This is a genomic window from Commensalibacter oyaizuii (assembly GCF_029953265.1).
GTDB lineage: Bacteria > Pseudomonadota > Alphaproteobacteria > Acetobacterales > Acetobacteraceae > Commensalibacter > Commensalibacter oyaizuii.
Genome location: NZ_JASBAO010000001.1, coordinates 887,952 through 900,565, shown reverse-complemented (window position 1 = coordinate 900,565; position 12,614 = coordinate 887,952). Strand labels below are relative to the sequence as shown.

General features: G+C 40.8%; 11 protein-coding genes. 9 read left to right on the top strand and 2 right to left on the bottom strand.

Annotated features, from left to right (window positions below; all coding sequences use genetic code 11):
• Positions 1–39 precede the first annotated feature (39 nt).
• Positions 40–1,032, bottom strand: a complete 993-nt coding sequence (argF, locus tag QJV27_RS03970) for an ornithine carbamoyltransferase (protein ID WP_281447677.1) — start codon at positions 1,030–1,032, stop codon at positions 40–42.
• Complete coding sequence (locus tag QJV27_RS03965) at positions 1,029–2,219, bottom strand: aspartate aminotransferase family protein (protein ID WP_281447676.1); 1,191 nt, start codon at positions 2,217–2,219, stop codon at positions 1,029–1,031. Before QJV27_RS03965 ends, argF begins: the two co-directional genes overlap by 4 nt.
• Before the next feature lie 121 nt (positions 2,220–2,340).
• Here QJV27_RS03965 and QJV27_RS03960 point away from each other — a divergent pair, with 121 nt between their 5' ends.
• From QJV27_RS03960 to QJV27_RS03920, 9 genes are all read left to right on the top strand, one after another.
• Positions 2,341–2,919 carry a regulatory protein RecX gene (locus QJV27_RS03960; RefSeq protein WP_281447675.1) on the top strand — a complete coding sequence of 193 codons (579 nt, stop codon included), beginning with the start codon at positions 2,341–2,343 and terminating at the stop codon, positions 2,917–2,919.
• 1 nt (position 2,920) lies between these two features.
• Positions 2,921–3,391 carry a CHAP domain-containing protein gene (locus QJV27_RS03955; protein WP_281447674.1) on the top strand — a complete coding sequence of 157 codons (471 nt, stop codon included), beginning with the start codon at positions 2,921–2,923 and terminating at the stop codon, positions 3,389–3,391.
• A gap of 272 nt (positions 3,392–3,663) precedes the next feature.
• Complete coding sequence (locus tag QJV27_RS03950; RefSeq protein WP_281447673.1) at positions 3,664–3,927, top strand: twin-arginine translocase TatA/TatE family subunit; 264 nt, start codon at positions 3,664–3,666, stop codon at positions 3,925–3,927.
• 56 nt (positions 3,928–3,983) lie between these two features.
• Positions 3,984–4,919 carry a bifunctional riboflavin kinase/FAD synthetase gene (locus QJV27_RS03945; protein WP_281447672.1) on the top strand — a complete coding sequence of 312 codons (936 nt, stop codon included), beginning with the start codon at positions 3,984–3,986 and terminating at the stop codon, positions 4,917–4,919.
• Between the two features lie 136 nt (positions 4,920–5,055).
• Positions 5,056–7,935: an isoleucine--tRNA ligase gene (gene ileS, locus QJV27_RS03940; RefSeq protein ID WP_281447671.1), complete on the top strand. Its 2,880-nt coding sequence runs from the start codon at positions 5,056–5,058 to the stop codon at positions 7,933–7,935.
• Between the two features lie 23 nt (positions 7,936–7,958).
• A complete protein-coding gene (lspA, locus tag QJV27_RS03935) occupies positions 7,959–8,465 on the top strand; it encodes a signal peptidase II (RefSeq protein WP_281447670.1) in 507 nt (168 codons plus the stop codon).
• A gap of 61 nt (positions 8,466–8,526) precedes the next feature.
• Positions 8,527–9,048 (top strand): DUF3035 domain-containing protein, encoded by a 522-nt coding sequence (locus tag QJV27_RS03930; RefSeq protein ID WP_281447669.1) that lies wholly within the window; start codon positions 8,527–8,529, stop codon positions 9,046–9,048.
• A gap of 18 nt (positions 9,049–9,066) precedes the next feature.
• Entirely contained in the window at positions 9,067–10,938 is a 1,872-nt protein-coding gene (mutL, locus tag QJV27_RS03925; protein ID WP_281447668.1) for a DNA mismatch repair endonuclease MutL, read from the top strand.
• Between the two features lie 121 nt (positions 10,939–11,059).
• A complete protein-coding gene (locus tag QJV27_RS03920; RefSeq protein ID WP_281447667.1) occupies positions 11,060–12,601 on the top strand; it encodes a complex I subunit 4 family protein in 1,542 nt (513 codons plus the stop codon).
• Positions 12,602–12,614 lie beyond the last annotated feature (13 nt).

Below are 12,614 nucleotides of genomic sequence, written 5' to 3'. Positions count from 1 at the left end.
AATATTAATGATTAAGAACGAGGATTTAAAGAGATAGGGTTATCGTGAACCATATTTCTGCCAGTCGTCCCCCATCAATGCCCATATTAGAATGGCTTTGTGCGCATGAAGACGGTTTTCAGCTTCATCAAAGACGACGGATTGTTTGCTTTCAAATACTTCTTCTGTAACTTCTTCACCGATGTGGGCTGGTAAACAGTGAAGGAAAATTGCATCTTTGGCTGCACAACTCATCAATTCTTTATTGACTTGGTAAGGTTGCAATGCTTTTAGGCGTGCCAGTTTCTCATCTTCGTTATCTGACATGCTGACCCAAGTATCGGTAACTACAGCATCTGCATTTTTTACAGCTTCGTGTGGAGAAGAGATTAGATGAATCTTAGCACCTTGTTGCTGCGCCCACGCTAGAACTTGTTTTGAAGGTTGAAAGTTGGTAGGGGTGGCAAGATTTAGGGTAAATTCAAATTGAGCTGCGGCTTCGATAAAAGAATTAGCAACATTATTACCATCCCCTAACCATGCCACTGTACGTCCTTTAATAGGGCCTTTATGCTCTTCAAATGTCATGATATCTGCCATAACCTGTGCAGGATGAGAGGCAGGGGTAAGACCATTAATAACTGGAACCGAGCTAAGTTCAGCTAGCTCCAACAGATCATTGGTGCACCCTGTACGTAAAACCATACAATCGACAAAACGTGATAATACCCGTGCGGTATCAGCGATGGTTTCCCCACGTCCAATTTGCATTGTGTCTGTCGATAAAACAATAGGGTTTCCCCCTAATTGGCGAATACCTACCTCAAAAGACACACGGGTACGTGTCGAAGGTTTAGAAAAGATAAGAGCTATTGTTTTCCCTTTTAAGGGTTCTGCAGGGTGCAGAGGATATTTTCGTTCTTCCTGCAGTGCCTTCATTTGCTTGCCTAAAGTAATAATGTCGTGCAAATCCTGTTTGCTGACACCGCTTAGGTCAAGGAAATTTTTACATGATTTAGGTTGTGCGTTTTGCTTTGTTGGTGTTGCACTCATAGAGCTTTATCCATATTTTTTTGTAAGTCTGCAGCGGCTGCAGCCAGACGCTTTACCCCTTCTTTACATTCTTCTTGATTAATGACCAAGGGGGGGATAACCCGCAAGACGTTGTTGCCCGCTGCAACAGTTAATAAATTGTGGTGTAGTGCTGCATTTTGAATTTCAATGGGGGGAAGTTTGCCTTTGATACCTAACATTAATCCTTTTCCTCTGACCTCTTCAAAAATATCGGGATACTGGTCGATTAATTGTTGTAGTTCTTTGGCAAGATACTGTCCCACTGTTGTAATATGTTCTAAAAATCCGGGTTCTAATAAAATATCCAATACAGCATTCGCCGCAGCGCAGGCCAAAGGATTTCCGCCAAAAGTGGAACCATGTGTACCCGCAGTCAAATGTTGGGCAATCGAAGCTTTGGCTAAAAATGCCCCCATTGGTACACCACCTGCGATCCCCTTGGCTAAGGAGAAAATATCAGGTTCGACATCTGTCCATTGATAGGCAAACATCTTGCCAGTACGTCCCATACCGCACTGAACCTCATCAAATCCGAGGTAAAGATTTTTTTCGTCGCAAATTTTTCTGAGCTCACGCAAAAAATTATTTGGAACTGTTGTAATCCCACTTTCACCTTGAATAGGTTCAATTAGAAACCCAGCGGTATGTTCGTCCACTGCTTGATGCAGTTTCTCGAAATCGCCAACAGGAATATGTTTAATGCCTGGTACTTTTGGACCAAAGCCTTCCATATATTTTGGATTGCCTGTTGCGGTTAAGGTTGCCAGTGTTCTGCCATGAAAAGCATGTTCAAAACAAATAATATCCACTCTTTCTGGGTGACCGTTTTTAAATTGGGCCCGACGAATGGCTTTCATTAACCCTTCGTTTGCTTCTGCGCCAGAGTTGCAAAAAAAAGCACTGTCGGCACAGCTAATATCGACAAATCGTTGTGCCAATTTTTCAGCTTGTGGAATGCGATACAGGTTTGAAACATGCAAGACGAGTTTTGCCTGTTCTGCAATGGTGCTGGCTAGGTGGGGGTGATTATGTCCAACAGAAGATGTTGCAACCCCAGCACCAAAATCTAAAAATCGTCGTCCATCCTCCGTATAAAGCCAAACACCTTTTCCTTGCTGGAAAGCAAGATTTGCACGATTATAGGTAGGCATAAGAACGGAAATCATGGTAACTCTTTTATAATCTATTAGAATTGAAGAAAATAATTATAATCTGTTATTGCTGATATAAAGTCAATTTTTTCTTATTCCATTTTATCATTTTGATGATCTAATAATGGCGATGCATATGAATTATACGAAATTTCCAGATTTAAGAGAATATGCACTAACCTATTTGGGACGTTATAATAATACCGAAGCAGGGTTGAAACGGATTTTAAATTCGAAGTTGCGTCGGTGGGGAATGAAAGTAAAAGAGGAGGGAATGGATGAGGAGGAAATTCAAACCTTACTTCATCAAGGAAAAAAACAGATTCCAGATATTGTTGTAGATATGAAACGAATTGGTGCAATCAACGATCAGGTATTTGCAGAGTATAAAACACAATCGTTAATTCGTTCTGGGCGTTCATCAAGAATGGTGAAAATGAAACTACATGAAAAAGGTATAGATCCATCTATTATCCAAACGGTTGTTACCCAATATCAAGAAAAAGATTCAGAAATATTAGCAGCCTTAATTTATATGAAAAAACGCAGAATGGGTCCATTTCGGCGTTCAGATAGGGATGTCAGTTCTGATATAATACGAAAAGAGCAACAATCTTTGGTAAGAGGTGGTTTTTCATTTGCAATGATCGAACGTTTATTGTTAATGGATCGTTGCGAAGCAGAAGAAATGGTAGACACATTAAGATCTTTGTAAAATGGGGCAATATATGCGAATTGTAAGGTCAGCAATCATATTGTTTGGAATAATACCCTTGTTAGTAGCATGCGGTGGTGGGCGCAGTTATAATGGACCTTTACAATGTGCCCCGTATGCCCGTAAAATAACAGGGGTTCAGTTGCGTGGATCTGCTTATACGTGGTGGTCCAAGTCTAATGGAAAATATGCGCATACAAAGATACCCCAGCGCGGGGCAATATTAGTGTTCCGCAAAACGTCGCGCCTTCCTGATGGTCACGTTTCTGTTGTAAAAAAACTTAAAGATTCCAGAACTATTTTGGTTGAACATGCAAACTGGCAGGCACAACGGATTGACCGTAACGTATCCGTAGTTGACGTATCTTCTCGAAATGATTGGTCTTTGGTCAGGGTATGGTGGCCACCAATTCGCAAGTTAGGCACGCGTAAATATCCGACTTATGGGTTTATTTTACCTAATAAATCTTAGGTATTATGTGATAATAGGGATAACTATCTGTATTTCCTTACATTAGAATCGGGATGAAATTGCCAAATATAATACAAAAGGTCGCTAAATTTTAATCTGCGATTATGTTATATATGGAATACGAGTGTAAAATTTTGCATAGATGGTAAAATTATAGTATTACCCAATGTTAAAGATTATGATAATTTTCTTTATGATTTTACGTAAATTTGATGCGTTGTTAAAATATAAACAACATCCTTCTTTAACCCAAACGTCGACATGAGGGTATTATGGGTAGTATGAGCATTTGGCATTGGCTGATTGTTTTAATTGTCATTTTGTTATTGTTTGGAACGACCAAAGTATCATCATTGATGGGTGATTTTGCCAAAGGGATCAAGGCCTTTAAGAAAAATATGGCCGATGACGAGCCTTCTTCTGGTTCACAAAGTCAGCAAAATAAAGCGTTATCAGGATCAGAAAAAGCCGACACGTCTGTTCCCTTTAACGAAGAAAAGGAAAAAGTATTCCCAAAAGATGCGGATAAAAAATAATATCATGGCATCAAATTGACAATTGCTGAGGTTAAAAGAAGGATATATAGCCGTTTATGACTATAATTTTAAAAGATGGACAGCCAATTCCCAAAGAGGCTCGACTAACAGCAACAGCCTTGGGGAATTTTGACGGTGTCCATCGGGGTCATATCTATTTGTTGGAACAATTACGTCAGCAATGCCCAAACCGTCTTTTATCAGTGGTTACTTTTGAACCCCATCCGCGTCAGCTCTTCCGTGCAGAAGAAGAGCCATTTCGATTAACAACAGCCGATGAGCGCAACGCTATCTTGAATCAACTTGGGGTTGATTATATTTTTCAAATTAATTTTACCCCTCAGTTTGCCAAGTTAAGTGCACATGATTTTATTCATAAAATCTTACATAATTCTTTTGGGATAGTGCATATTGCATGCGGGGATGGTTTTGCATTTGGCAATCATCGTCATGGAAACACAGAATATTTGACTACAGAAACCCAAAAGTTAGGAATTGGATTAAGTATTATTCATCCCTTACAAGATGATAAGGGGATTATTTCTTCTAGTCGTGTAAGACATCTTCTAAGATCTGGGCAGCCTGAGAAAGCATCTGAGTTACTAGGGCGGGTGTGGAGTATTCAGAGTATCGTGCAACACGGGGATAAACGCGGGCGTACTATTGGCTTTCCCACTGCTAATTTATCTCTGGGCGAACATCTGGAACCAAAATGCGGTGTTTATGCGATTGAAGCGGCTTTATCTGATGGTAAACGGTATCAAGGCGTTGCTAATTTAGGATACCGTCCTACCATTGGTCATCAACCCAAAAGCTGTCTTGAAGTGCACTTGTTTGACTTTGATCAAGAGATCTATGATCAAGAATTGACGGTCTGGTTGCACCATTTCATCAGGGCTGAAAAACGCTTTAGTGGGCTAGATGCGCTAAAGGCACAAATTGCAAAAGATGCACAAGATGCAAAAACTTTTTTGAAAATGATTGATTTATAAAATGATCTTGTTGATTATGAGTAAGAAACAATCTTGGTTGAAGATTATATAAAATATCTTATAAAATGAGTTGTTGATTTTATCAAAGTAGAATCAATAGATATATTGTTAATATTATTACAATTAGAATGACGTTATGACTGAATCCAAATCGACTGACCTGTATCGTGATACAGTATTTTTACCCTCAACCTCTTTTCCGATGCGTGGGGGATTACCTAAAAAAGAACCAGAAATTCTAACGCGTTGGAAGAATATTGGTTTGGATGAGGCCATACAACAAAAATCAAACGATCGTTTGGCTGCTGGACATAAAGTTTTTACCCTTCATGATGGTCCTCCATATGCAAATGGTCATTTGCATATTGGTCATGCACTAAATAAAATTATCAAGGATGTCATTAATCGTGCCCACCGCATGAACGGCGAAGTTGTAAGATATATTCCAGGTTGGGACTGCCATGGTCTACCTATTGAATGGCGTATCGAGGAAGAATATCGCAAGGCTGGCAAAAATAAAGATGATGTTCCTGTGCTGCAATTTCGTGCGGAATGTCGCAATTACGCTAAAAATTGGTTATCGACCCAATCTGCTGAATTCCAGCGTTTAGGGGTTCAAGCAGAATGGGATAATCGTTACGCTACGATGGATTTTTCTTCTGAAGCCACGATTGTCGAAGAAATTGGACGTTTCTTATTAAATGGCAGTTTATACCGTGGGTTACGCCCTGTTATGTGGAGCCCTGTTGAAAAAACGGCATTGGCAGAGGCGGAAATTGAATATCACGATCATACATCTGTAACCATTTTTGTGGCATTTCCAATTGTTAATGATCCAACAACGGACAAGAGGTTAGAGGGAACATCTGCGGTTATTTGGACAACCACCCCTTGGACCATCCCTGCCAATCGTGCGATTGCTTATAATACTGAAATCACTTACCAAGTTATTGTTGCAGATACAGTTCAAGAGGATTCTTTTGTCAATATCGGTGCTAAATTTCTGGTGGCACAAGATCTAGCAGAAGCCTTTTGTAGTCAAGTCGGCATTGCCAGCCATAGCGTCGTACATAGTTTGCCAGGAAAAGCTCTGGCTGGTGCTGTGGCCGCACATCCATTGCGGGGGAAAGGGTTCGATTATGATGTGCCTTTATTGGCTGGTGATTTTGTAACCACCGAGGCAGGAACGGGATTGGTTCATTGTGCCCCAGCCCATGGTGAGGATGATTTCTATTTATGCCGTGACCATCAAATTGGTGTGGACGAATTGGTTGAAGATGATGGTCGTTATGTATCGACATTACCATTATTTGCAGGAATCCACGTATTTAAGGCGTCAGATCCAGTTTGCGAACAATTAACCTTGGTCAGAGAGGAAAGTAAGCAGACGCATAAAGCTTTTGCTGGTTTGGTTTCCAGATCTTCGATTGTTCATTCCTATCCACATTCATGGCGTTCACGTGCCCCAGTTATTTATCGGGCTACACCGCAGTGGTTTATTGCCATGGATGATGATCGTGAAATTCGTAAGAATGCATTATCCGTATTGGAAGGCGTGACTTTTGTTCCAGCGCAAATTCGTAATCGTTTAACCAGTATGGTGGCTTCACGTCCTGATTGGTGTATCAGTCGTCAACGGGCATGGGGCGTACCCATTGCGGTATTTGTGAATAAAGAAACCCGTGAAGTATTACGTGATGAAACCGTTATGAAACGGATCGTTGATGCCTTTAAGGTTGAAGGGGCTGATGCTTGGTATACATCACCAGCTTCTCGTTTTCTTGGGGAAAAATATAATGCAGATGACTTTGAACAGGTCTTCGACATTGTAGACGTTTGGTTTGAAAGTGGTTCAACCCATGCCTTTGTTTTGGGTAAAGATAAGCTGAATTTCCCTGCTGATTTGTATCTTGAGGGTTCTGATCAGCATCGAGGTTGGTTTCAGTCTTCTTTACTAGAATGTGTTGGTACACGCGGTGTTGCACCTTATAAAGCCATTGTTACCAACGGCTTTGTTATGGATGAACAGGGACGCAAAATGTCCAAATCCCTAGGCAATGTTGTTGCGCCTCAGGATGTTAATGACTCCATGGGTGCAGATATTTTACGCTTATGGGTTATGAATTCTGATACGAATGATGATTTACGTATTGGTAAAGAAATTCTAAAACAGCAGGGCGATCTGTATCGTCGATTACGCAATACGTTGCGGTGGTTACTGGGCGGTTTGGATGGTTTCTCTGACGCGGAAAAAGTCTCGTATGATGATTTACCAGAATTAGAAAAATGGGTGCTGCATCGCTTAACAGAATTACATCAAGTTATTCAGCAAGCTGTTCAATCCCACGAATGGGTGGGTGTATATCCAACATTACATCATTTTTGTACAACTGATTTATCAGCGTTTTATTTTGATATTCGTAAAGACGCTTTATACTGTGATGATAAATCCAGTTTGCGTCGTCGAGCAGTCAGAACAGTGCTTGATATTTTACACCGTTGTTTATGCACTTGGTTGGCACCTGTTCTTTGTTTTACGGCTGAAGAAGCTTGGATGGCACGTTTTGGCGAAGGGAAAAGTGTTCATCTAGAGGATTTCTCAACCATGCCATCAGAATGGTCAAATGATGCGTTGGCAGAACGTTGGGTGCAATTGCGTGCCGTACGTCGTATCATTACAACAGAAATTGAAAATGCCAGAAGAGAGGGGGTCATTAAATCCTCTTTGCAAGCAGCTGTTGATCTTAGTTTTTCTGAACAAGAAGCTGAAATTTTTGGTCAATATGATTGGGCTGAGTTGGTTATTGTGTCTCAGGTTGATGTTAACATCATCCCTGGTGCAGCATCTCTTTATACAACACGGCAAAATCAAGCTGGTGAAGGACATGATATTCCACGTGTTAGGGTTGCATCTGGCCATAAATGTGCACGTTGCTGGAAGGTTTTGGATGAGGTTGGGCAAAATGCCGACCATCCAGAATTATGTTTGCGTTGTGTTGATGTTGTCAGTCAATAAAACCAAGGGATAAAATCGACAAGATGAACGCATTTTCTGCTGGTTCTAGAAAATCTAAGAAATGGATTTTTGGCTTGGTTATGATATTGGTCGTATTGATTTGCGACCAACTTAGCAAATATTGGATTTTAAATATTGTTCATCTTCCTGAAAAAAAATCTATTGTGACTTTTCCTTTCATGAATTTCACAATGGTTTGGAATACAGCGATTACCTTTGGTATGCTGGGGCAACTTGGCTCTTGGGGGCCTGTTATTTTTACGGTTGTTGCACTAGTTATCGCAAGTGGTTTATTCATTTGGATGGTTAGATCGCATAAAATTTGGGTAACCATGAGTTTGGGCGCAATTGTCGGTGGCGCATTGGGAAATATTATTGATCGATTACGTTTTGGTGCAGTTGTGGATTTTATACATCTTCATGTTGGCGGTTGGTCATGGTATGTATTTAATGTCGCAGACAGCGCAATTGTTTGTGGGGTATGTGTATTATTAATGGATGCTTTTTTTAATTGGGGATCCAAGACATAGTATGTATAGTTTATCTTAATATTTTCGATATTTATTCTTAGTGAAGGAGAAGGGCAAAATTATGGTGCGCAAGTTAAGCCTAAATTTATTCATGCCTATGGGTTGCCTTATGGGGGCTGCGGTGCTTCTTTCTGCTTGTTCAGGAGAGGATGTTTCTCGTGCTTTTGGGTTGAAACGTTCTATGCCTGATGAATATACGGTGACGACCCGATCACCCTTGTCTATGCCACCTTCAGACAGTTTGTTATTACCAGACAGTAACGCGACACGTCCCCAAGAACAATCTATTCGACAACAGGCGTTAGAAATCCTTTCCCCTGACGTTGCGCTAGAACGTAATAAAGACGTCCCAAGTGAAGGGCAAACAGCTTTGGTTCAGCAAGCAACTCAGTCTGCCAATCAGAATCGTCAACACGAGTTGATGATCGATAATGGTTTTGTAGATCAGGTGATGTTTTGGAATAGTGGCAAACCCTCTGATCTGGCAGTGGATGGTGCTGCTGAAAATAAGCGGATACATGGTAACCTAAGCCTAGGTGTCAGTCCTGATCACGGAGCCACACCAACAACAGATAAAAAATAAATTCTAAGGATAAGCAGTTTGAGAGAAGATAAAACTGAAGAATTTTCTTCTCAACCATCCAAGATATATCAATTATCAGAGCATACAATTAACTTAATCGCTGCGGGGGAGGTTATTGAACGTCCTGCAGCAGTGGTTAAGGAATTGGTCGAGAACGCATTGGATGCTGGTGCGAATCGAATATTTATTTATCTGACAAACGGTGGGATTGATCGTATTCAGGTGATTGACGATGGCTGTGGAATGTCCCCTTCTGATTTACGCCTATCAGTAGAGCGTCATTGCACCTCTAAAATTATTAAAGATGATTTGGTGCACATCTCTACATTGGGTTTTAGAGGGGAGGCATTGCCTTCTATTGGTGCCGCGGCACGGTTAAAAATTATTTCAAGAACCATAAATGCAGATCAAGCTTGGCAAATTAGTGTTGAAGGTGGAAAAATTGGTGAAGTGACACCAGCCGCTGGACAAACTGGTACTCAGGTTATTGTTGAGGATTTGTTTTTTGCAACACCAGCCCGAAGGAAATTTTTAAAAACAATCCGAGTGGAATATACACGTTGTGAAACGATGATTCAGCGATTGGCAATTGCTCGCCCATCTGTTTCTTTTTGTCTAGTTCGCAATGATAAGATAGTGTTTGATGTTCCTGCTCAGACACAAAAAGAGCGAATTTTGGCTATTTTATCTGAAATCCGAGCCGAAGAATTAATTGATTTGGACTTTAAACGTGATGATTTGCATTTGGTTGGGTTTATTGGGGCATCTTCAGTAAATAGATCAACAACCAGTGGTCAGATTATGGTTGTGAACGATCGTCCAGTCGTTGATCCAGTAATGCAGACAGCCATTCGTGTTGGATATCGTGACGTTTTGGAAAAAGGTCGCTATCCTGTGGTTGCTTTATTTTTGAAGGTTCCTTTGGATCAAATTGACGTTAATGTGCATCCAGCGAAGACCGAGTTGCGTTTTGCTGATGAAGCGTCTGTAAGGGCTTTAATTATTGGGAGCATTCATAAAAGTCTGGCAATGGGGGCGGGGATGGTCGGTGTACATCCTGAATCTTTGCAAGTGATACCACGTCAGTACCACCCAAAATCAGTATCGGTTCAATATCCATCGCCACCAAGGGACCTTGGACTATTGTCGACACAGGCAACCCCTAGCAAATTACCAGATCGGCCTGCATCTCTTTTTGCAACAGAGGCATTATCTTTTCGGGATGTGGAAAACTCATTGGTTTCGTTTACAGAATTTGAAAACGATAAAGTCGATCACCACGAAGAAAAAGTATTCCCATTAGGCCACGCAATTGCACAGCTCTTTAAAACCTATATTCTATCTGTAACCGAGGATGAATCGTTCGTTTTAGTTGATCAGCACGCAGCACACGAACGCTTAACCCACGAAGCTTTACGCGAGCAATATTTAGAAAATGCGATTCGATCACAACCATTACTTTTACCTGAGGTGATTGATTTATCCCATATTCAAGTGCAATGCTTGTTAGATTACAAAGAAAGCCTGGCCGATTTAGGAATAGAAATCGAATCTTTTGGCGGGCGATCAATTTTAGTTCGCGCGTTACCACAATTATTGGGGGCAATTTCTGCGCGCGATTTGTTGGTGGATTTGGCTGAAGAGTTGGAAATGGATGAGCAAGCATCGCCCAAGGAATCAGAAAGCATACACAATCAACTTGATACTATTATATCGCGGATGGCTTGTCACAACAGTATTCGTGCAGGCAAGGCATTAAATATTGACGAAATGAATGCTTTATTACGTCAAATGGAAGCAACCCCAAGGGCCGGAACATGTTCACATGGTCGCCCAACATGGTTAAAATGGTCTAAAAAAGATATAGAGAAACTCTTTCATCGTTCATAGTTTCAAAGGTTTTGATTATGATAGATAAAGAAAATATAAAATCATTTCTGGGCAAATTTGTTATAAAGATGTATATATCTACATGTCATAGCATTTAAAACAATTAATTAATGAGAATACCGTGCACTCAGTATTGCTTACGTTAGTAACTTATTTGCCCTTACTTGGGGCTTTGGTCATATTTTTAATGCGTGGATCTTATGAAGAGGTTGCACGTACGGCTCGTTGGATCGCCCTATGGACAAGTATTATTGTTTTTGGATTATCCATCGTAATGTGGAGCGAATTTGATCCAACCTTACCCGGATATCAGTTTGTATATCAAAGTTCGTGGTTGTCTGGCTTTGGGGTATCCTATCATGTAGGTGTTGATGGAATTAGTTTATTCTTCATTATCTTATCAACCTTACTGACCTTAGTCGCTATTTTAGCAGCTTGGCAAATGATTACGGATCGTATTCGTGATTATATGGTAGCAATATTATTGCTGGAAACCACACTGGTTGGGTTATTTTCTTCTTTGGATATGGTGGTTTTTTACTGTTTTTACGAAGCAACCCTGTTACCAAGCAGTATGCTAATTGGGATTTGGGGTGGTCCAAAACGGATTTTTGCATCTCTTCAATTTTTCTTATTTACCTTCACAGGATCCTTGTTCATGATGATCGGGATTTTGTGGATTTGGGTAAATACGGGTACGACGGATATTCCAGTATTGATGCACCAATCTTTCTCTGCGACGGTGCAGGGATGGTTGCTATTGGGCTTTATTTTGGCCTTTGGTGTTAAATTACCTTTATTTCCATTGCATGCATGGTTGCCCGATGCATACAGCGAAGGTCCAGCATCGACCACATTGTTGGTTTCTGGTGTTATGTCCAAAGCAGGAGCCTATGGATTAATTCGTTTTTGTATTTTCATGTTGCCAGAGGCATCGCACCGTTACGCAATGCTTATTATGGCGTTGGGTGTTTGTGCGGTTATTTATGGTGCTATTGTTGCGCTGGCTCAGACCGATATTAAGCGTATGATTGCATACTCTTCTTTCTCCCACATGGGATTAATTGCGATTGGCTTATTTTCCTTTACCGCAGAGGGGATTAACGGGGCGTTGATGCAGGTGATTTCCCATGGTGTTACAATTGCTGCATTGTTCTTATGTGTTGCTGCTGTTACATATCGTGCTGAAACACGTTCCATTTCAGAGTTCGGCGGCGTTGCCAGCCAAATGCCAAAATTGGCATTATTAGGTATGATTTTTATTATGGCCAATGTTGGATTGCCAGGAACAGGTGCGTTTGTTGGTGAATTATTGGTGATGGTTGGTGCGTTGCAAGTATCATTTTGGATTGCCGTATTGGGCGGAACCAGTATGATTTTGGGTGCTATCTATACCTTGGTTTTATATCGCCGTGTTATATTTGGGGCTGTCGTTAAACCAGCAGTCAGTCACATGCGTGATCTAAGTGCTAGGGAGTTGACGATTTTGGTTCCTTTGGCTGTTATTACTTTGTGGATGGGAATTTATCCAAGTAGCTTTTTATCCATATTTGATCCAGCAGTTGTTTCTTTTACAACTTCAGGAAGAGTGGCCGAATTAACTAACCATGCGCATGCGGTTGCCAGTAATGTTATTGACGTAAAAGATGTAGTGGTTCGCTAAAAAGTGAACATTA

Coding starts and splice junctions, on each gene's coding strand:
- ileS (WP_281447671.1), top strand. CDS start 5,056: ATGACTGAATCCAAATCGACTGACCTGTATCGTGATACAGTATTTTTA.
- QJV27_RS03930 (WP_281447669.1), top strand. CDS start 8,527: ATGGTGCGCAAGTTAAGCCTAAATTTATTCATGCCTATGGGTTGCCTT.
- lspA (WP_281447670.1), top strand. CDS start 7,959: ATGAACGCATTTTCTGCTGGTTCTAGAAAATCTAAGAAATGGATTTTT.
- QJV27_RS03945 (WP_281447672.1), top strand. CDS start 3,984: ATGACTATAATTTTAAAAGATGGACAGCCAATTCCCAAAGAGGCTCGA.
- QJV27_RS03955 (WP_281447674.1), top strand. CDS start 2,921: ATGGGGCAATATATGCGAATTGTAAGGTCAGCAATCATATTGTTTGGA.
- QJV27_RS03950 (WP_281447673.1), top strand. CDS start 3,664: ATGGGTAGTATGAGCATTTGGCATTGGCTGATTGTTTTAATTGTCATT.
- QJV27_RS03960 (WP_281447675.1), top strand. CDS start 2,341: ATGAATTATACGAAATTTCCAGATTTAAGAGAATATGCACTAACCTAT.
- QJV27_RS03965 (WP_281447676.1), bottom strand. CDS start 2,219: ATGATTTCCGTTCTTATGCCTACCTATAATCGTGCAAATCTTGCTTTC.
- argF (WP_281447677.1), bottom strand. CDS start 1,032: ATGAGTGCAACACCAACAAAGCAAAACGCACAACCTAAATCATGTAAA.